This window comes from Sediminibacterium sp. KACHI17, from assembly GCF_040362915.1.
Taxonomy (GTDB): Bacteria; Bacteroidota; Bacteroidia; order Chitinophagales; family Chitinophagaceae; genus Sediminibacterium.
The window spans coordinates 1,171,432-1,192,829 of record NZ_AP029612.1; the positions used below are offsets into that span (position 1 = coordinate 1,171,432).

19 protein-coding genes are annotated in these 21,398 nt (G+C 40.2%); 12 read left to right on the forward strand and 7 right to left on the reverse strand.

The genetic code is table 11. The features are described from left to right. The first annotated feature begins 185 nt into the window (after positions 1–185). Both ABXG83_RS05090 and ABXG83_RS05095 read left to right on the forward strand, forming a co-directional pair. Positions 186–608 carry a nuclear transport factor 2 family protein gene (locus tag ABXG83_RS05090; protein WP_353550402.1) on the forward strand — a complete coding sequence of 141 codons (423 nt, stop codon included), beginning with the start codon at positions 186–188 and terminating at the stop codon, positions 606–608. 111 nt (positions 609–719) lie between these two features. Further along, the gene (locus tag ABXG83_RS05095) at positions 720–1,853 is read left to right on the forward strand and encodes a histidinol-phosphate transaminase (RefSeq protein ID WP_353550403.1); all 1,134 of its coding nucleotides are present in this window, start codon (positions 720–722) and stop codon (positions 1,851–1,853) included. Positions 1,854–1,938: 85 nt separating this feature from the next. On the opposite strand, the gene ABXG83_RS05100 is transcribed toward ABXG83_RS05095, so the two are convergent. Both ABXG83_RS05100 and ABXG83_RS05105 read right to left on the reverse strand, forming a co-directional pair. Then, complete coding sequence (locus ABXG83_RS05100) at positions 1,939–2,649, reverse strand: LytTR family DNA-binding domain-containing protein (RefSeq protein ID WP_353550404.1); 711 nt, start codon at positions 2,647–2,649, stop codon at positions 1,939–1,941. Further along, positions 2,646–3,662: a histidine kinase gene (locus ABXG83_RS05105; protein WP_353550405.1), complete on the reverse strand. Its 1,017-nt coding sequence runs from the start codon at positions 3,660–3,662 to the stop codon at positions 2,646–2,648. Before ABXG83_RS05105 ends, ABXG83_RS05100 begins: the two co-directional genes overlap by 4 nt. Positions 3,663–3,836: 174 nt before the next feature. Between ABXG83_RS05105 and ABXG83_RS05110 the strand changes: the two genes are divergently transcribed. Next, positions 3,837–4,613, forward strand: a complete 777-nt coding sequence (locus tag ABXG83_RS05110; RefSeq protein ID WP_353550406.1) for a hypothetical protein — start codon at positions 3,837–3,839, stop codon at positions 4,611–4,613. Between the two features lie 26 nt (positions 4,614–4,639). After that, the gene (locus ABXG83_RS05115; RefSeq protein WP_353550407.1) at positions 4,640–5,368 is read left to right on the forward strand and encodes a hypothetical protein; all 729 of its coding nucleotides are present in this window, start codon (positions 4,640–4,642) and stop codon (positions 5,366–5,368) included. A 54-nt stretch (positions 5,369–5,422) separates the two neighbouring features. Here ABXG83_RS05115 and ABXG83_RS05120 read toward each other — a convergent pair whose 3' ends face one another. The 3 genes from ABXG83_RS05120 to ABXG83_RS05130 all read right to left on the reverse strand — a co-directional run bounded on the left by ABXG83_RS05120 (position 5,423) and on the right by ABXG83_RS05130 (position 8,023). Continuing rightward, a complete protein-coding gene (locus ABXG83_RS05120) occupies positions 5,423–5,896 on the reverse strand; it encodes a hypothetical protein (protein ID WP_353550408.1) in 474 nt (157 codons plus the stop codon). An 88-nt stretch (positions 5,897–5,984) separates the two neighbouring features. Continuing rightward, complete coding sequence (locus ABXG83_RS05125; protein WP_353550409.1) at positions 5,985–6,650, reverse strand: hypothetical protein; 666 nt, start codon at positions 6,648–6,650, stop codon at positions 5,985–5,987. A 293-nt stretch (positions 6,651–6,943) separates the two neighbouring features. Further along, a complete protein-coding gene (locus tag ABXG83_RS05130; protein WP_353550410.1) occupies positions 6,944–8,023 on the reverse strand; it encodes a hypothetical protein in 1,080 nt (359 codons plus the stop codon). Positions 8,024–8,181: 158 nt separating this feature from the next. Between ABXG83_RS05130 and ABXG83_RS05135 the strand changes: the two genes are divergently transcribed. From ABXG83_RS05135 to ABXG83_RS05145, 3 genes are all read left to right on the forward strand, one after another. Continuing rightward, the gene (locus ABXG83_RS05135) at positions 8,182–8,979 is read left to right on the forward strand and encodes a tetratricopeptide repeat protein (protein ID WP_353550411.1); all 798 of its coding nucleotides are present in this window, start codon (positions 8,182–8,184) and stop codon (positions 8,977–8,979) included. A gap of 69 nt (positions 8,980–9,048) precedes the next feature. Next, entirely contained in the window at positions 9,049–9,696 is a 648-nt protein-coding gene (gene rpe / locus ABXG83_RS05140) for a ribulose-phosphate 3-epimerase (protein WP_353550412.1), read from the forward strand. A gap of 266 nt (positions 9,697–9,962) precedes the next feature. Next, positions 9,963–10,949 carry a PhoH family protein gene (locus tag ABXG83_RS05145; protein WP_353550413.1) on the forward strand — a complete coding sequence of 329 codons (987 nt, stop codon included), beginning with the start codon at positions 9,963–9,965 and terminating at the stop codon, positions 10,947–10,949. A gap of 85 nt (positions 10,950–11,034) precedes the next feature. Here the strand turns inward: ABXG83_RS05145 and ABXG83_RS05150 are convergent, their stop codons facing one another. Then, positions 11,035–12,252: a bifunctional 3,4-dihydroxy-2-butanone-4-phosphate synthase/GTP cyclohydrolase II gene (locus ABXG83_RS05150; RefSeq protein ID WP_353550414.1), complete on the reverse strand. Its 1,218-nt coding sequence runs from the start codon at positions 12,250–12,252 to the stop codon at positions 11,035–11,037. A 229-nt stretch (positions 12,253–12,481) separates the two neighbouring features. Between ABXG83_RS05150 and ABXG83_RS05155 the strand changes: the two genes are divergently transcribed. After that, positions 12,482–15,751, forward strand: coding sequence for a TonB-dependent receptor (locus ABXG83_RS05155; RefSeq protein ID WP_353550415.1), 3,270 nt, complete (start codon positions 12,482–12,484; stop codon positions 15,749–15,751). 242 nt (positions 15,752–15,993) lie between these two features. Here ABXG83_RS05155 and ABXG83_RS05160 read toward each other — a convergent pair whose 3' ends face one another. Continuing rightward, entirely contained in the window at positions 15,994–16,812 is an 819-nt protein-coding gene (locus ABXG83_RS05160) for an alpha/beta hydrolase-fold protein (protein WP_353550416.1), read from the reverse strand. A gap of 150 nt (positions 16,813–16,962) precedes the next feature. Between ABXG83_RS05160 and ABXG83_RS05165 the strand changes: the two genes are divergently transcribed. The 4 genes from ABXG83_RS05165 (at position 16,963) to ABXG83_RS05180 (ending at position 21,358) form a co-directional block, all read left to right on the forward strand. After that, positions 16,963–17,916 carry a hypothetical protein gene (locus ABXG83_RS05165; protein WP_353550417.1) on the forward strand — a complete coding sequence of 318 codons (954 nt, stop codon included), beginning with the start codon at positions 16,963–16,965 and terminating at the stop codon, positions 17,914–17,916. Then, a complete protein-coding gene (locus tag ABXG83_RS05170) occupies positions 17,916–19,025 on the forward strand; it encodes a carboxylate-amine ligase (RefSeq protein ID WP_353550418.1) in 1,110 nt (369 codons plus the stop codon). Before ABXG83_RS05165 ends, ABXG83_RS05170 begins: the two co-directional genes overlap by 1 nt. A 295-nt stretch (positions 19,026–19,320) precedes the next feature. Beyond that, a complete protein-coding gene (locus tag ABXG83_RS05175; protein ID WP_353550419.1) occupies positions 19,321–19,800 on the forward strand; it encodes a sigma-70 family RNA polymerase sigma factor in 480 nt (159 codons plus the stop codon). Between the two features lies 1 nt (position 19,801). Then, positions 19,802–21,358, forward strand: coding sequence for an outer membrane beta-barrel protein (locus ABXG83_RS05180; protein WP_353550420.1), 1,557 nt, complete (start codon positions 19,802–19,804; stop codon positions 21,356–21,358). The last annotated feature ends 40 nt before the right edge of the window (positions 21,359–21,398 follow it).

Below are 21,398 nucleotides of genomic sequence, written 5' to 3' on the forward strand. Positions count from 1 at the left end.
AAAAGTATAGTAGTATCACAAACTTTTATGCTCCCGATTCAACTGATTGTTTAATCAGCATATTGTTATTCTGAAACTTTGAGCTTCATTATTTCTAGGACAACATCTCATCTCACCACTCATCACATTTTAACAACCCGCTACATCCTACTCGTCCCTAAATTGGCTTTCTAAAATTCATACACATGAACCGATCTATTACCCGCATGCTTTTTACAGCATTATTTTTCTGCCTTTTACAAACTACCGGTTTCGCACAAACCAATGAAGAAACAGCTGCAAGAGCTTGTTTGGAAAACTATATGAGTGGTGTGGGAGACAGAGTAGAGAAAGCTTTTCATCCCAGCGCCACCATGAAGTATATTGACATCAGTAATGGCGAATTCAAAGATGTACCCATCGCAGATTATATTGCTCGTGTAAAGGCCAATACCACACCCCAAAAAAGAAGTATCAGTATTCTGGCGTTGAATATGGAAGGCACCGCAGCTAATGCAAAGATCAAGATCGAAACAGATACCGTGATCATGTATGACTATATGAACATGCTTAAGATCAACGGAGAGTGGAAGATCGTGAGTAAGATCTTTTCAAGAACCAACAAATAACAACGCTGTACCCGAAAGCGATGAAAAGCAGACAAGATACTTGTCTGCTTTTTTTGAAATTTTATGTACTCAATAGAAAGTTGTAATTTTTCAGTAATTAAAACTACTGTTATGTCATCCACTGTCAATCGCCGTGACCTTTTGAAATTCGGGTCTTTAGCTGCTCTCGGAATGGGTATACGTTTGCCATCTTTTGGTTTGGGCAATGAGGAAGGCATCTTACGCAGTGAGGGTATGGCTGATGGATTGATCAATTTAAGTTCCAACGAAAATCCTTACGGCATTTCACCCAAGGCAAAAGAGGCATTACTGGGAGCATTGGGTGAAGCACATCGATATCAATACAACCATGCCAACCTGAAAGATTTTAAAAAAGAACTGGCGAATTATTATGGTGTGAATGCCGATCAAATTTTAGTGACCGCAGGGTCTGGTGAGGCGTTGGGATTATTACCGCGTCATTTCCGCGGCAAGCTGGTGACAGCTAATCCGACTTTCGGGATATTACCTGCCACAGCAAAAATGTTGGGAAATAAAGTAGTGGAGGTGCCGCTCACAGCTGATCAAAAACATGATCTGCCTGCTATGTTAAAAGAAGTAGACAATGAAACAGAACTTGTATATGTATGTAATCCGGCCAACCCAAGCAGTACCATTGTTTCACCGGCTTCACTAAAGAGCTTTTGTATCGAGGCTTCTAAGAAAGCATATGTTGGAGTTGATGAAGCATATATTGATTTCTTAGATGCACCGGATAATGAATCAATGATGCAACTCATCGAAAAACATCCTAAAGTATTTATCATTGGTACTTTTTCGAAGATCCATGCGATGGCCGGCTTACGTATTGGCTGGGTCATCGGTCATGCAACATTGATCAAAGCATTGTCGGATAATTATTTCAACAGAACCCAGGCTGCGATGTCTGCTTTATCTATGAGTGCAGCTTTGGCCAGTTTGAAAGATCCGGAATGGCATCAGCTAAGCAAACAAAAAAATGCCGCAGCCAGAGACTACGCTTATCAGGAATTGAAAAAGATGAATATTGATGTCATCAAATCTTACACGAATTTTCTCTTCTTCCCTATCCCAAATTATACCGGTGATTTTGCTGCAGATATGTTGAAGAAAAATATCTTCCTGCGCTCATCAAACTATGTTCATGGTAAATGGGCAAGAGCCAGTGTTGGAACGATGGATGAGATGAAAACGTTTATAGAGGTAATGAAAGGAGTTAGGGTTTAGGTGATAGCTTATGTATTATGGGTTTACGGAGTACTTGTTTAGTTACTCTTTTCATTTGATCATGAATCAACCTAATACCTATTACCTACAATAAATATTCTTTTAATCGCATCTGTAAAGCTTCTTTATACGAAGAACTCACAGGGAATTCCTTATCATCTATTTGAACTGACTGAGCATCGGTCTTTTGAAGATGTTGCAGATTAATGATATAAGAATTATGAATTCGAATGAAAGAGGCCGGTAAAGAAGCTGCCATATCTTTCATGCGTTTGTACACCAGATGTTTTTGATCTTTTGTATGGATCTGTAAATATTCTTTATGCGCTTCAATAAAGAGTATGTCCGAAAAACGAATATTGATCACTGTTCTCCCTGATTTGATAAATAAAAGTTCCGGCTCCTTTTCTGGTACCTCAATATTCCCGGCAGGCTGTAATTGTAATTGTAGTTTTTGGATGGCTTGTAGGAAACGTTTGAATGAAACGGGTTTTAAGAGATAATCGATCACATGAAATGCAAAACTATCAAGCGCATGCTCAGCATAAGCGGTTGTAAAAATGATGCGCTGGTCTTTGGGGATCAATGCGGCCATTTCCAATCCGGATAAAGCAGGCATATTGATATCTAAAAAGATCACATCAGCCTTTTGATGTTTCAACCATTCCATGGCTTCAAGCGCATCGTAACATTTTCCTTTTAGATGTAATATTGGAAGTTTACGAATATAATCTTCCATTAGTTCCATCGCCAATGGTTCATCTTCTACAATCAAACATGTGATGGCATTACTCATAAAGGCAGACTTAAAACAGAGGTATAATGATCGTTCTCTATCATTGTATCTAAGCTATACATTTCTCCGTATAATAACTGTAAACGATTACGTAAGTTGGCAAGCCCTGTTCCTTGTGGATTATTTTTCACAGGCTCCATCACCCGATTACGAACTGTGACCGTGAGTTGTTTTTCCTGAACCATCAGTTGCAGGAATATGTAATTATCTTCTCTTCTTTTATCGATCCCATGCTTAAAAACATTCTCAACCAATGGAATGATGAGCATGGGCGAAAGCTGAACAGTTTCAATATATGCAGGCTCTTCAATGGTTACCTGTAATGGATAACGCATCCTGGCTTTTTCGAGATCGATATAATTGCGAATGAACTGCATTTCGGTTGCTAAAGCAATTTTATCTTTCGGCGCCTCATCCACAAAATAGCGCATAATGGATGACAATTTCTCAAGTAATGCCGCAGTTTGAGGAGACTCACGCTGGGCATAGAAATAAATATTATTCAGTGTATTGAATAAAAAATGTGGTTGTACTTGCGATTTCAACAAATTCAGTTCAGACTCGACTTGTCTGCGCTGCATGGCTTCTTGCTGTTCTCGTAATCGGAAATAATGAATGCAGATATAAAACAGGATGCTACTAAAATAAATGAGTAAGCTCGACGCCATTGTTCTGACAATAGTAGCAGCTGTTAACACCTCCTGTTTGACCGCAAAAAAAGAATTGTATACCCACATGGTTGCACCAGCTCTGTACCATGCCGCTACAGCCAATAATAGCAAGGAAGCCAAGATATAAATAGCAATACGTCCTTTTTGATAATATACAGGAATCAAATACGAAGCATTCCCGTATATGATCAACATGTATGAGCTGATAATGATAAAAGAATATGCGAGTGACTGGCCAAGGGTGTCGAAATGAAGAAGCGTAAGGATATTAACACCCAACAATAGTATCCAGATAATCCATTGGATCTGACGAAGGTTTAATTTTCTGAGTCCTTTTAGCATACTTCCAAAACTACTATGAAAATAAGCGTAGTCTGGAATTTTCAACGAATTGCATATTTATTTCAATGGTTACACAGAAATAGACTTTACCTGCAATCATTAAAAATAAACGATCATCTATTTAATTGGCGATCAGTATTCATGGTTCCTTATCCATTTTTACATCAAAAAAATATGCAGAAGTTCCTCGTTATCATTGTTACATTTTTATTGAGTAGCCTTATTAGCTGGTCACAAAAAATGGATACCATCAGAATTACACCTGAATTGGTGAATACGAAAGTATTGATCCCCGGCACACATCGTTGGTTGGTATATTTCAAAATGGGTGCGGATAGCCCAAGAACTATGTTCAATATCTGGACGAGAAACATTCAAAAAACAAGTTATAATGGTAAAGAGGGAATAGAGGTATCGCAGGAATGGGAAGACAAAGATGGTATCATGCATACAACCCGTTCTGTTTCTGATGCAAAAGATTTCAGAACATTATACCATACTTCTTGGTGGAAACAAAGAGGCAGCTCTACATTTGATTTTTTGAAAGCAGAAGCGATCGTTAATGAAAAAGTCATCACAAAAGCGGATACTTCGGTTAGACTCAGACGTACCAGAGAAGCTTTCGAAGAAGCTGTTCCTCAGTATACACTCAATTGGCATCTTGACCTAGAAGTATTTCCCTTGTTACCTTATAGAAATCATGTAACTTTCCTTATCAATTTCTACGACCCCGGCTTCAGTGCACCTAAATGGGTTGCATACACGGTCACAGGTAGCGCCAAACTACCTGGTCTGAATGGAGAGCAGGTGGATTGCTGGTTACTAGAACATCATGAGACAAATAACAAAGAAACCTTTTTCATCAGTAAAAAGACAAAAGAGGTTTTAAAGCTGGAACAGCAGTTTGGTAAAATGTATCGCTACAAGATCAAACTTCCTTTCAGCAATTAGTATTTGTCACCAAACCCTATCATGATATGAAAGTATGTATGGCTATCGCCTTTGTATGTTTTGTTATTCCTTCTTTTTCGCAAAAAGACACCGTAGCATTAGGAAAAGGTTTTAGAGCCTCCGCCCCTCTTGCTTATAAGAGTGACTATCTCCAGGTATGGCGTATGCCCGATGGAACCGCGCGCATGCCTTTATTCGCCAGCAAATCTGTAGAACTACTCACGTTTAACAATACACCAACATGGGCATTGATTCAACAGTATCGCAAAGAAAAAACGGTAGACAGAGACACTACCTATTTCGATGAAAAAACCTTGCAACCACTGGCTTACAGAACAAATCTTCCCTCTGAAGGATACAGTGAAAATGTTTCGTTCACCAAAGACCTGATCACTGTTCAAATCCAATATAAGGATTCATCAAAAGTTATTTCCTATCCTGTTTCAGGAGGATATATACAAGCAACGATGATGGATTATCTTATTTCAAAACTTCCTTTACAAAAAGGATACAGCACTTCCTTTCGCTCTGTAAATGCGGGGAGTCATTTCGACGAGATGATCACCACTATTACCGTTACAGATAAAGAAGACCTGGTATTCAGTTCCAGCATGAGCATCCCCTGCTGGAAAGTGGAAGTAATAACCGGCAAAAGCAAATCCTGGCAATGGTATTCAGTAGCGGAACAATCATTGATGAAATTGGAATTGGGCTCGAAAGAACGTGCTTTGTTTGTGAAATCAAGAATATTATAACCCTGCATCCAAATCAAAAAAAAGGAGGCTTCAACAGCCTCCTTTTTAATGTTGTTACATGCCAGGCATCCAGCCTCTTGCAATCGGTTCTCCACGGAATGGCCATGGTACACCAGCAAGGATCAATAGTAATGCTATCAGAAAATAGAAAAATGCTTTTCGGTATTTTATTTCATCGCTCACAGACTTCTTTGCCATACCATGAGCAAGTGTTAGAAATACAATAGCTAATATCATGGTCAATGGATGCTCTACCCAATAGAAACGATAGAACTTATCTTTCATCATACTAACTCCTTCAGGTAAAGTGGTCGTAAAGAAACCATAACGACCCGCAGCCCACTGATACAAACCTAACAACAGAGTGGTATGACCTGCGATCATTGTAAAGAGCCAGGTTTTCTTATCACCAGGAGCAAATGCTTTTTTGTTTTGCCATCCACTCCATGCTTTTAAAATAGAAACCAATAATAAAATCAGGATAACCCAGCGGAGCAGGTTATGTAAATGCAGTAATCCGTTATCCATAAGATGTTTTTTGTTTACTGCAAGATAGGGAAAGATGGTGATAGCTTATGGCTGATAGTCCATGGAGCATTGTTTATGGACTACAGGGTTATAGACTTCGCTCTTTTTTCAACCTCCATGTGTTACGCATATAGATGATCAGTATAGCAATAGCAGTAACAACAATTACTCCTAGCATAGCAAACATTGTGGTCATTCCACTAATAGGGAGTAGTTTAGGTAAGACTGCAAAAAGAATTGATTCTACAAAAAAGATGAACCCGGTAATGACCCAGATCGGCTGATAGGTTGGCAGACTATTGTATTCTTCCGATACTTTGAAATTATCTTTTGAGAACAGTTGTACCCATTTTGGGAAATCCCATAACAGCATTCCGACTGATGCCACTAACAGTAAAAAAGTGATGTACACCGTACCTTTAAATTGCATCGCTGCTGTAATCAGGTATACATTGGTAATAATCGCTAAAAAGATCAAATTACCGATGGTTGCGAAGCGTTGCGTCATCAACAAGAATGCAGACAACACTTGCACGAATCCTAAAAAATTCCAATAGAACCCTGTTTGGTACATCGCTTCAAAGAAAAAACCTACAGGATGTGTCACTGGTAAAACCGTGAACCTTTGTCCCAATAGTTTCGTCAACCCCGATGGTACAAACGCAAACCCGATCAGGTATCGCATCCATATCACAAAAAAAGAGAGGTTTTGGTTCTTTCGAACCTTTAGGTAGAGTGACATCAACTTATTCATCTGATAAAAGTGTTTTAAGGATCTAGCAGATTAAAACTATCGATCTCTTTAAACACAAATGATGAATAAGTTATTAGTGGATATTTATCATGATTAAAGGAATACCATTCATCACAGAGATGAAATGCAAAAACACATGGTTTCCAGATATTATACCACGAATAAAAAAGTCCTCACTACAAATTGCATGAGGACCTTTAATAAATGTTATCCGTCTATAATCTCAACTAACCCATAGATAATTATTTCCTGCTATGGTCTATCGACCATTGACCATGGACTATAAACATCCACTACTCCACCCAATCAGCAATAAACAAATTGGTATCACGTGTACCGCCATTGTTTCTGTTTGAAGCGAAGATCACTTTTTTGCCATTCGGGCTGAACATTGGAAATGCGTCGAATCCTTTATCGCGGCTGATCTTCTCTAATCCTTTTCCATTGATATCTGTGAGGTACATGTTAAAGGGGAAGCCTCTTTTGTATTCATGATTACTACAGAAAATAATACGCTTACTATCCGGAGTGAAATTAGGCGCCCAATTGGCTTGTCCGAGACTGGTAATTTGCTTTGCATCACTACCATCTGCATTGGCTACCCATACTTCCATATTGGTAGGTGCAACCATTCCATCAGCCAATAACTCTTTGTATTCTTTGATCTCAGCATCAGTTTTTGGACGACTCGCTCTCCAAACAATTTTCTTTCCATCCGGACTAAACCAGGCACCACCATCATACCCTAACATATGGGTGATACGTTTTTCTCTTCCGGTTGCAAGATCCATTACATACAATTCCAGATCGCCATCCTTATCACTACAATAGATCATTTTCTTTCCGTCGGGTGATAAAGTAGCTTCAGCATCATAGCCTTTTGCTGTAGTGATTTGTTTTACAATTTTGCCACTTGTATCTGCCATAAAAATATCGTAACTGCTGTATAATGGCCAGATGTAACGATTACCATATTTAGCGCGATCAGGCGTGGGTGGACAATCGCTGCTACCTAAATGTGTGGAAGCATAAATGATGTGTTTGCCATCCGGTAAGAAATAAGCACAAGTGGTTCTGCCCTTGCCGGTACTTACCAGTTTGGGTTGAAATTTTTCACCCGGCTGAGTAGGAACTTTACCAATAAAGATCTGATCACAATTGATCCCCTCTTTTGCATAGGTCTTTTGAAAGATGATGTATTTACCATCATAACTCCAATAGGCTTCTGCATTATCGCCACCAAAGGTCAACTGTTGTACATTTTTAAAATGCTTTTCACCTTCGAAGTGAACAGTGTCATTAAAATTACCTTGTGCAATCGCTGTGAAAGCTGATAAGGTTAACAAGGAACAAAAAAGGGATTTGATTCGCATATGATTAAATAAGGCGCAAAATTAACGGATAGTCGCTTGGCCGATTGTCAAAGAATTGTCAGCTGCCTGAATCCAAGGATTATCGGTTTTAACGCAGTTTTTATGGAAGAAGCACCCCAATTATCTTTGAAACGCAGCTGCTTCTGTAATTTTGATCTATGAAGCAATATGTCATCCCCGCCTTTTTGCTGCTCTTGTTGGCTTGTAAACAAAATGAGAAAAAGGGAACTCAGCAGGAAAGCGCTATTCCTGAAACAGCACAAAAATTATACAATCAAGTAGCTCAATATCCGGATAGCACAGCTTTGCGTATTCAGTTGGTCAATACATTGGATAGTATTGGGGCTTTGACTCCGGCATTGGCTCAAATGGATTCATTGATCGCGAGAGATAGCTTGAACTTCGGCATTTGGTTTCATAAAGCACAGTTGAGCGAAAAAGCAGGTGATACGAGTGGGGCACTTCGATCTTATGATAAAGCAGCCCGGATCTATCCGTCACCTGATGCTTTACTTAGTATGGCAAATCTTTTTGCAGAAAAGAAAGATGAAAGATCAATCATACTCTGCGACCAGGTTGAAAAACTGAGATTAGGTAGAGAATACCTTGCACATTGCAGTTTCATCAAAGGTGTATATTATGCAAGAACAGGAGAATTGGTAAAGGCACTGACTTCTTTGGACCGCTGTATTGCCAATGATTACCAATATATGGAAGCTTATATGGAAAAGGGCTTTGTGTATTATGATACCAAGCAAGCTGACAAAGCTATTGCTGTTTTTAATCAGGCGATAGCTATTCGACCTACCTATGCTGATGCTTTTTATTGGTTAGGCAAAACCTATGAACAAAAAAATGATAAAGAGAGTGCTGTAAAAGAATACCAGCGTGCATTGGTGCTAGACCCCTCTATTCAAGAGGCAACAGATGCTTTGCGGAGATTGGGGGCGAGTTAACAAATATGTGTAATAAAAATACTTCGACTTACAACATAAAATCGCAATTTCGCGCCATAAATCAACCCTATGCCAATCGTTGCCCCTTCTTTGTTGAGTGCTAACTTTCTAAACCTCCAGAAAGATTGTGAGATGTTGAATGAAAGTCAGGCCGACTGGTTTCATTTAGATGTAATGGATGGTTCATTTGTTCCGAATCTGAGTTTTGGATTACCGGTGATAGAACATATCAGGAAAGCAACCACCAAGATCTGTGATGTACATCTAATGATCGTTGAGCCGGAAAAATATGCTGAGGCTTTTAAAAAAGCCGGAGCTGATATTTTAACGGTGCATTATGAAGCTTGCACGCATTTGCATAGAAATTTACAACAGATCAAATCGCTTGGTATGAGAACAGGTGTTGCGCTGAATCCGCATACGCCGGTTCATGTATTAGCAGATATTCTGCATGATATTGATCTGGTTTGTTTGATGAGTGTAAATCCAGGTTTTGGCGGACAACAATTTATTCCACACACACTGGTAAAGATTCGTCAATTAAGACAAATGATACAGGAGAGAAATCTTCATACACATATTGAAATAGATGGTGGCGTAACACTCCAAAATGCCAAATCGATTTTAGATGCCGGTGCAGATGTACTGGTAGCCGGCAATACTGTTTTCCGTGCCGAAGATCCCATTGCTACTATTGCTGCGTTAAAAGCTTTGTAGTTTGGGTTGACAAATGACAGATGACAGTTGACAGAAAGAAAAGAATGGCTCTCTTGTCAACTGTCATCTGTCATCTGTCAACTATAAACCACATCCTTAACCCAATCTTCACACACCCACATAGGGCAATTCGCGAACTTTAGTCAACCAACCTATCCACATCTGTGTATAATATGTATTAGGAATTGTCCTTCTTAAAAAATTAAATTTGAGAAGGATGGTTTGGTTAAGTACAAAAAGATCCGTGAACCTAAAACAGTAAAAGATTGACAGAGACAATCATTAACCTCGAAACCGTAAACCCCATTGAGTTCTTTGGTGTCAACAACGGTAAGTTAGATTTGCTGAAAAAGAAATTCCCATTATTAAAGATCCTCTCCCGCGGGACACAAATTAAACTTAGCGGGGCTCCGGAACAGATCGAATCAGCAAAAGAAAAAATTGATCTTATTATTCAGTACCTCGAAAGAAACGGTCATCTCAGTGAAAATTATTTTGAACAGATCTTAGGCGGTGATGATGCAGAAACGGTAGACAACTTTGTAGACAGGAATCCCAATGATATACTGGTATTTGGCCCGAACGGTAAAACGGTCAGAGCCAGAACACAGAACCAGAAAAAAATGGTGCAGGCCGCTGATAAAAACGATATCGTTTTTGCGATCGGTCCGGCCGGTACCGGTAAAACCTATACAGCAGTAGCTTTAGCTGTTCGTGCTTTAAAGAATAAGCTGGTGAAAAAGATCATCCTTACCCGCCCAGCTGTTGAAGCCGGTGAAAGTTTAGGTTTCTTACCGGGAGATCTCAAAGAAAAGATCGATCCATATCTGCGTCCATTGTATGATGCGTTGGATGATATGATTCCGGCGGATAAATTGGGTTATTATATGAGTACCCGAACCATTGAGATCGCACCGCTGGCCTATATGCGTGGACGTACACTCGACAATGCATTCATTATTCTTGATGAAGCACAGAATACCAATGACCTGCAATTGAAAATGTTTCTGACACGTATCGGTGCAAATGCAAAAGCAATTATCACAGGTGATCCAACGCAAGTCGATCTTCCAAGAAATATGCGAAGTGGTTTAGACAAAGCCACCCGTATCTTAAAACAGATCGATGGTATTGCACATATTGAATTGAATGAAGAAGATGTGGTACGTCACAGACTTGTGAAAGCCATCATCAAAGCTTACGATAAAGAACACGAGAAGGAAGAGCAAGAATACCAGCAAGGAAGAAGGTAAATCTTTGATTTTTTGATCTTTGATTTCTTGATTTGGAACAAGGCTTTTATTAAATCAAGAAATCAAGAAATCAAAGATCAAAAAATCAAAGATCCTCTAATATCTCATGCCCCAGTTTATCCCTCTTGGTTTTGAGGTATTTTTCATTGTGTGGATTGGGAGCTATTTCAATGGGAACGATGTCGATGATCTCAAGACCATATCCTTTTAAACCTGCCCTTTTTCTAGGATTGTTACTCATGAGTTTGAGTTTGGTAATTCCCAATGAACGTAAAATCTGCGCACCAACGCCATAATCTCTTTCATCCATTCCGAAACCCAGGTGTAGATTGGCTTCTACGGTATCCATTCCTTCCTCTTGCAGTTTATACGCTTTCAGTTTATTGATCAGTCCAATACCTCTGCCCTCTTGATTCATATAGAGAATTACACCCTTCCCTTCCGCTTCTACCATTTGCATGGCTTTTTGCAATTGCTCTCCACAATCGCAACGAAAACTTCCGAGAATATCGCCGGTAAAACAACTGCTATGTACCCTTGTCAATACCGCTTCATCGGTTTTCCATTCTCCTTTTATCAACGCCAAGTGTTCAGCGCCTGTCATTTTTTCTTTAAATGCCACCAATTTGAATTGACCATGTTTAGTAGGCATATCAACCCGCACCAACTCTTCGATCAATGAGTCTCTTTTCAAACGATAGTCGATCAAGTCCTTGATGGAAATGATCTTCAAACCAAATTTTTGAGCGATGACCACCAATTGTGGTAATCGGGCCATCGTGCCGTCTTCATTCATGACTTCTACCAACACACCCGCCGGCTCAAACCCGGCCAATCTTGCCAGATCAACAGTTGCTTCTGTATGACCTGTTCTGCGTAATACGCCCCCATCTTTGGCTTTCAGTGGGAAAATATGTCCGGGTCTACCCAGATCTGAAGGTTTTGTATCAGGATGAATAAGCGCTAAAATCGTTTTTGACCTGTCGTGAGCAGAAATACCGGTGGTGGTTCCTTGTCCGATCAAATCAACAGAAACAGTAAAAGCGGTTTCGTGTAATGAGGTATTGGAGCTAACCATTGGACTGAGTTCCAGTTCTTTACAGCGGTCTTCGGTAAGCGCTGCACAGATCAGTCCACGTCCTTCTTTACTCATAAAATTGATCACTTCAGGGGTCGCATGTCGGGCAGCGATGATGAAATCGCCTTCATTTTCCCTGTCTTCATCATCTACCACAATGATCATCTTACCATCACGTATGTCTTGTATCGCTTCCTCGATCGTATTCAGTCTGATATTTTCCATGGTGGGCAAAATTACAGTTCATGTCTCAAAACGATTTACCTATTTGGGAATCAGGGTTATTTTTCGTTGAGGAGCGGCTATTATTCAGCCAAAAATGCTCAAAAGAGATAAAAAATTGAACAAGAATCGTTTATCGGGTGAAAAAGCCGGCTGACGCAATATTTTGTTAACATTCTGTTGAAATTCATAGCTAATTATTTGTTTTCTTTGCAGCTGAAAAATTAACATTATGCTAAGTAAAAGACTCTTGCAATTTGTCATTGCGGTTTTACTGATGCCGGCCTTATCACTGGCACAGAATACCACCAGTAGTATGAGTGGTACTGTGAAAACAACAACAGGTGAAGAGCTGGTTGGTGCTACCGTAACAGCAACCCATGAGCCTACCGGTACTGTTTATCGCGTTCAAAGCCGTACAGGTGGTCGTTTTAACATCAACAATATGAACCCCGGTGGTCCGTATTCTGTTGAAGTATCGTTCGTGAATTTTGCGAATGAGAAAAAAACTGAGATTTACCTGAGTCTGGGTGAATCCTTCAAGTTAGACTTTGCTATGGCTAATAAAGCCGGCAATCTTGGTGAAGTAACAGTATCTGCAAGCCGCAGAACTACGGAAGCTTCTGGTAAAGGTGGTGCCGAAACTTTAATTGGTCGTGATAAAATGGCAAATCTGCCTACAGTAGGTCGTAACATTTACGATTATCTCCGTGCTGTACCTCAGGCTAAACTGGGTGCTAGTGAAGGTGCTGTAACGATTGCCGGACAAAATAACCGTTACAACTCTTTCTATGTTGACGGTGCTGTAAATAACGACGTATTTGGTTTGTCTGCTTCTGGTACCAATGGTGGTCAGGCAGCGATCGCTCCTATCTCTATTGATGCGATCGACCAGTTCCAGGTTGTGATCTCTCCATTTGATGCGTCACTTGGTAACTTCGTAGGTGGTGGTATCAATGCGATCACTCGTTCTGGAACCAACAAAACTGAAGGTTCTGTTTACTATTTCTTACAAAATGAGAAACTGGCTGGTAAAACTCCCACAGGATTGAAGCAGAATGCAACCAGATTAGGTAACTTCTCTAAGAAGACTTATGGTTTCCGTGTAGGTGGCGCCATCACAAAGAACAAGTTGTTCTATTTCATCAACGTGGATCTTCAGCGTGATGTTCGTCCTCAACCATTTGATTTCTCTCAATACCGTGGTAACAGTAACCTTGCTGCGATCACAGGTTTAGCAAATACACTCAGAACCAATTATGGTTATGAAGCAGGTGGTTTCCTTGACAATACGGAAGAAGTGAATGCTGATCGTATCACTGCACGTATTGACTGGAACATTAGCGACAGACATAAATTATCAGTTAGTAACCGTTACACCAAAGGTGAGCGTTTGAATACAAGTACTAGCTCAAGCACTACCATTAACTTTTATAACAATGGATTTAGCTTCCCTACAAGAACCAACTCAACTTCTGCTGAGTTAAAGAGCCTTGTAGGTAAAAGCTCAAGCAACAAATTGTTGATCACTTTTACCGATGTATTGGATGATCGTAGCCCGATCGGACAAAACTTCCCAAGAGTTCGTATCAATGATGGTGCTGGTGCATTGGTATTTGGACCTGATAACAGCTCTACTGTTAACTACCTGAGACAAAAGAACTGGTCTTTATATGATGAGTTCAAATTCACTTTAGGTAAGCACTCTATGAAAGTGGGTGTTGATTATGAGTATAGCGATGTAGTAAACGCCTTCATTCAAAATACATTTGGTAACTATACCTATTCAAATCTGAATGATTTCCTGACCAATGCTAGACCTCAGGCTTATACCTATGGTTTCTCTAACATTGATGCAGGTAAAGGTGATGCTACCAAAGCTGCTGCTGATTTCTTGATCGCAAAAGGATCATTGTTTGCAAACGATGAGATCAGAGCATCTGATAACTTAAGCATTAGCTTAGGTGTAAGAGCTGACTACTATAAGATATTGAGCAAGCCATGGGAAGATGTTTATACCAACACTGTAGCAATCCCTAAGTTCTCTGAGTATTACAACCTGCAGGGTGCACGTTCTGGTATGACACCAAAAATTCCTTTGGCATTGTCACCAAGAGTTGGTTTCACTTACAAAATCCCTGAAGAGAATTTAGTAGTTCGTGGTGGTATGGGTCTGTTTACCGGACGTATTCCATTGGTATGGCCTGGTGCTATCTTCAACAACAACGGAATTTTCGTAGGTGGTTATTCTGCTAATGCAACTCAGCTGAATACTATCCGTTTCAGACCTGATCCTAGTAACCAATGGTCTCCTGCTGAAGTAGGTGCTGGTATCACTAAAGGTCCTTTGAACCTGACTGCAGCTGAATTCAAAGTTCCAAAACTGTTCAGAACTTCTATCGCATTTGACAAGAAGTTTGGTGATGGTTGGTCTGGATCTTTGGAAGCTATCTACAGTAAGAATCTGAATGAGATCTATTACACCAACATCAACCTGTTACCACCAGTTGGTACTTCATTAGGTGCTGGTAGCCGTAACGTTTATCCAACTACAAACAATGGTCGTATTCCTTTGAATGCTGACGGTTCTAACCCTTACGATAATGCGATTCTATTGAGCAATAACCAAGGTCCAACCGGTTATGCTTATAACTTCACAGCTTCAGTAAGCAAAAGAACTCGTACTGGTTTTGCATTTGACTTGAGCTATACTTTCGGTAACTCAACTACTGTTAACGATGGTACCAGCTCTGTAAACCTGAGCCAGTGGAGATTCATGGAAACTGTAAATGGTAGAAACTTTATCACCAGATCTAATTCAGATTTCAGCGCAGGTCACAGAATCTTTGCTTACCTGAGCAAGAAATTTGAATATGCGAATAAGAAACTGGCTACCACTGTAACTCTTGTTTATACTGGTCAGTCTGGCAACCCATACAGCTATGTATACGGTGTAGGTTCAATGGTTCGTGATGATGGTACCAACGGTACTAATGACCTGATCTACATTCCAACTTCAGCAGATCTTTCAAGCATGATCTTCTTAAGCAACACAGTAAGTGGTGTTACTTATACTCCTGATCAACAAAGAGCTGCTTTGGAAAGCTTTATTCAAAGCGACAACTACCTGCGTCAGAATCGTGGTAAATTTGCTGAAAGAAACGGTAGCCGTTTACCTTTCACAAACATCATCGATTTGAAGATCGCACAGGACTTCAATATCAAAGTGGGTAACAGACGTTATCAGTTCCAGTTGACTTACGATGTATTCAACTTTGGTAACATGCTGAACAGAAATTGGGGCCGCACTTACTTCCTGAGCAACGACAACTTCCAGTTGATCCAGTTTGCAGGATATGTAAATGCTGCTACCAACTTAACTCCACAATTCAGATTCAACCCTACACAAGTTGGACGTAGCCCTTGGAACGTAAGCACCACAACAAATGCTGCTTATGCTGCAAGATGGATCAGCCAAGTAGGTCTGAGATTTAACTTCTAATACTGGCAACAGTATCTTGAAAATAAAGAGCCGCTACTTTGAGTAGCGGCTCTTCTTTTTGTCCTTGGACCATGGGCAATAGCAAATAGTAATAGTTGATTGCTAATAGCCTATAGGTGATAGTAAAATGGAATTGATTATAGCTAACCGCTTACAACAATAGTACACTATACCCCTTACTATCTACAATGAACTATTAGCCACTGACCATGGACTATCGACTATCGACTATGGTCTATGGTCTATAAACCCCAACCCCATTTCAAAAACGCGGGAAAAGCTTTGGCCCAGGTGGGAACATCATGTTTGCCATCTTCCATCTCGAGATAATGGATATGTTCATCGGTATAACCTTTGGATTTCATTTCAAAAATGAGATCCAGCGCATCATCGATACTATCAATAATCCCATTCTTATTTCTGTCTTCTGCTTCATCTAATTGTCCGCATTGAATGAATGTGCGGATCCAAGGATAAAAACCACCTTTGCGTACCTGTAAATGCATGAGGCGATCCTTTTCATCTTCATAACCCTCCTCATAGCCTTTTCTTCGCCACCATAATGAACCACTGAATACGCCAATTCGATTGAACTCACTTGGGTGATTCCAAACTATATCCATTGCACTTAAGGCACCTAATGAAAACCCTGAGAAAGATTTATCCTTAAAAGACTGTATCTGTGAAACCTTTCTGATAAAGGGCAGCAGCTCATCAAAAATGAATTTGGTATACAAACCTGCTTTAGCTCCCCTCCCCTTATAATCTGCTGCATAAGCGGTTCCATACTCCATCTTCCGATCCTCACCACAATGAATACCTACAGCTATCAAAGGTTGTATCTCTCCATCCGTGATCAATTGATCCAATAGCTCATCAAAAGGCATTTTGGGGAGGTCTTGTCCATCATTGATCAACAATAAACTCAATGGATCTTTTCGAAACGATTCCACAGGCAAATACAGATCGATCAAAACATCTCTTTCTAAAAACTCAGAATGAACCGTATGTCGTGATACTTGAATGGATGTAAGGGATATTTCAGAAGGGGTTTCTGCCATATTTCAAAAATAAAGGAATGAATGAAAACAAAGCCAGAAAGTAATTCAGAACCTGCCATGAAAATACCATCGAGAAGAATTCATATTCCGAAAATTCTGATTAAATTGAAGGGACAAATCAAACAGACCATCACTCTAAACTACTGCAACATGAAAAAGATCGGCATTTTGTTCGGGCAGGAACGAAGTTTCCCCATGGCCTTTGTGGAAAGAATCAACAGTAAAAATATTCCCGGCATCATCGCCGAACCTGTCAAGATCGATAAGGTCATGCAAGGTGAAGCAAGTGGCTATGCAGTGATCATTGACCGGATCAGTCAGGATGTGCCTTTCTACCGCGCCTTTCTGAAGAATGCAGCATTGTGTGGCACTGCAGTGATCAACAATCCATTCTGGTGGAGTGCTGATGAGAAATTTTTCAATAATTGTCTGGCCACAAAGATCAATGTCCCGGTTCCCAAAACGGTGATCCTGCCATCCAGAGATCTTCCAGCGGATACTTCTGATCAGTCGTTCAGCAATCTTGCTTATCCGCTTGACTGGGAAGGGATCTTCAACTATGTTGGCTTCCCTGCATACATGAAACCATTTGCCGGTGGTGGTTGGAAGAATGTATATAAGCTTACCAGTATGGAAGACTTTTTTGAGAAACACAGTGAAACCGGAGAGTTGGTAATGTTATTGCAGGAAGAGATCATCTTCGATGAATATTATAGATGTTACTGTATTGGCGGAAAACATGTACGCATCATGCCTTATGAGCCTCGTAACCCGCATCATTTAAGATATGTGGCCGATTTCAAACCTTCTGCAGAGAGACTGGCTCAAATGGAAGATATCGTGTTACGGATCAACAGGTATCTGGGTTATGATTTCAATACCGTTGAACTCGCATTACGTGACGGAGTACCGTATGCGATCGATTTCTGTAATCCGGCACCGGATGCTGATATCAAAAGTGTTGGACAAGAGAATTTTGATTGGGTGGTTGAAACCGCAGCCAATTATGCAATTGAAAAAGCCCAATCACAAGTAGATGGTGCGGATAACCTCACTTGGGGAGAGTATATTAAACGTAGTAGTGCCAAACAAAAACTGATCTGATGGGAAACAGGAAGTATGCGCATTTTACCTTAGGCGTTGAAGAAGAGTATATGGTATTAGACCCGAGTACGAGGGAACTAAAAAGCCATGAGCAAAAAATAGTGATTGAAGGACAAAAAATCCTGAAAGACAAAGTAAAAGCCGAAATGCACCAGGCAGTGGTGGAAGTGGGTACAGACATTTGTGCTGATATCGATGAGGCATTCAAAGATGTTGCTGCACTCAGAGGTACAATTGCTGCCATAGCAGGTGAACTGGGCTTGTGGGTTGGTGCATCAGGCACACATCCTTTCAGTCATTGGGAAAATCAGTTGATCACTGATCATGTCCGCTATAACCAGATCGTCAATGAACTGCAGGAAGCAGCGAGAAGCAACCTCATTTTTGGTCTGCATGTACATGTGGGTATGGAAGACAGAAGAATGGCGATTCATATTGCCAATACAGCTCGTTATTTTTTACCACACGTATACGCTTTAAGTACCAACTCTCCTTTTTGGGAAGGAAGACAAACCGGCTATAAATCGTTCCGCACTAAAGTCTTTGATAAATTTCCAAGAACCGGTATTCCTGATTATTTCGAGAATATTGAATCTTATGAGAGTTATGTGAATCTCTTGATCAAAACGAACTGCATCGATAATGCAAAAAAGATCTGGTGGGACCTTCGTGTGCATCCATTTTTTAATACCGTTGAATTCAGGATCTGTGATGTACCGATGACCATCAATGAAACCATTACCATTGCAGCCCTGTTTCAGGCCATATGTGCCAAAATCTATAAACTGAGAACGCAGAATCTTAGTTTTATGATGTACCAGCGCTCTGTGATCAACGAAAACAAATGGAGGGCCAGCAGATATGGTATTGATGGAACACTCATCGATTTTGGAAAAGAAACAGAAGTAGAAACCAAAGCCCTGATCTTGGAATTATTGGATTTTGTTGACGATGTGGTCGATGATCTTGGCAGCAGACATATCCTAAACTACGTACATACCATCTTCCAGCAAGGGACCGGCGCTGACAGACAATTGGCCGTCTTCCAAAAAAATCAGAACCTGGTTGAGGTGGTGGATTATATTCAAGATCAGTTTTTGAGAGTCTGAGTTGATTTACAGTTGATAGTTGACAGATGACAGTAGGGGCTTCTATATTACTGTCATCTGTCAACTATCAACTGTAAACTACCATCCGACACCCCCCTAAGCATTCTGTTAATTTTACCCCACTACCTCCTATTTACCCTGTATTTTCCTATTTTACCATAGAAACCGCAAGACAGGCAACAATTCAATATAAAAAGGTATCTATGTAGTGACGTCAACCCACTAAACTACCCCGCAGGTGACAGAACATGATCTGATTAGAGGCTGTATCAGGCAGGATAACAGTTGCCAGCGCATGCTTTTTGATAAGTATGCCGGCAAGATGATGAGCGTATGTCTACGATACGCCAATGACGCCATGGAAGCAGAGGATATGATCCAGGATGCGTTTATCAAGGTTTTCCAGTACATCGGTCAATTCAAGTTTGAGGGTTCATTTGAAGGTTGGATCAGACGTATTGTGGTCAATACCGCGATCCGGCACTTGGAAAGAAAAAAGATGAAGTTCAAGGATATTGATGACCATAGTCAACAAGCCCCACAGGTGGATCCGGGTGCTTATGCTCATTTGGGGGAAGAGGATCTGATGAAACTCATCAATCAATTACCGGATGGTTACAGGGTAGTATTCAACCTGAATGTGATCGAGGGGTATAGTCATGAAGAAATAGCAGAAATGCTCAATATACAAGCAGGAACGAGCCGTAGCCAATTGGTGAAAGCAAGGAAAATGCTTCAACAACAAATCTTACAATTGCAAAAAATTGCTGTATAAAATGACAGATAACCAATTTGATAATTTCATCAGGGCCAAACTCCATGACCATAGCGCCCCTGTGCCGGCCGGGTTATGGGATAAAGTGAACCCCGCTAAAGATGATAAAGATCCGAAAGGAGGCTTCCTTCTTCCCAAAAAAATTCTTTGGGTATGGGCACTGTTATTGTTCGTAGGTTCCTTAACCGGATACCTGATCTTCAGCAATGCTTCTTCTTCGAAGGATACAACTGTTTCTTCGGCACAGACAGTTGTTACTACCGATGATCATACAAATGAAGCTTTACCACACTCTTCTACAAACACAGAAACATCTCAAAGAAACTCAATACAAGATCAACCGGTACAAGCAAATGATTTGACTAAAGAGAATACGACAATTGAAACAGCAGCAGATGAAGTAATCAAAAAGGTTAACCCTGTTTCATCCATGACTGCTAACAACAATTTAGCAGAGAAAAATACAAAAGGAACTGATCTTTCTAAAACAGAGGGATCAAATGCTGGCATGTATGAAGTAGCCGTAACCAATAACAAAAGAAAAATAGGTCCTGATTATATTGAAGCAACTCCTGCATTTATCAAAAAGAGCAATCAACAGTCGCTCAAATCCAACAATACAATTGCCCAGTCTATCTCAACTGAAAGCGATCAAGACAACGAACAAATATCCTTCGATATCCCATTGACTTTTAACAGCAAACTTGAGGAAGGTAATATTATCTCACTCAGCAGATTCAACCATACACTTACTGGTCTACAAAAAGACCAGATCAGTTCTGCTTACGCAAAAAAATTCAAGAACGTGATCGTATGTCCACCTTCCAAAGGAGGTAATACAGATTGGTTTGTTGAAGTATATGCCGCTCCGGAACTAGCATTCAAATCGATTGAAAATGTATCTGCAACTCCGCAATATTTACAAAGGAAAGACAGCAGTGAATCTATGCGTTTAGGATATTCTGCCGGTGTAAGGATCATCAAACCGATCACAGATAACTTTTTAGTGAAAGCAGGTTTACAATACACTCAGATCAATGAAAAATTCACTTACAGAACGGAGAACGAAGTAAGAACTACCACGGTTATTTCTGTTAGAACGATCATTCGCGGACCCGGCGATACACTCAGAATAGCTGACACCAGCACTGTTCAACAAACGGGTTTTAAAAACAATACCATTCGTAATCGTTACCGCAGTTTTGATATCCCGGTTACGTTGGGTTATCAGTTCGGAAATGACGATCTACAGTTTGGTGTTAATGCTGGCGTAATCTTTAATATCTCTTCCTGGTATAAAGGTGTTATTCTGGATAGTAGTATGTCTGCAGTGCCCATCAGCAAAGGCAGTAACAGTATCTATAAAAATAATATCGGACTAGGATTGTATGGAGGCTTTAGTGTATTAAAGAGATTAGGAGAAGATACACAATTATTCTTTGAACCTTATTTCAGATATAATCTATCAGGTATAACCAATGAGCAGTCCTCTTTCAAACAAAGATTCAGTTTAGGAGGATTATCGATCGGATTGCGTTATAACTTAAATAGAAAATGATCAGGCAACAAAAAAGTATAAAACAGTATCTAACTGTATA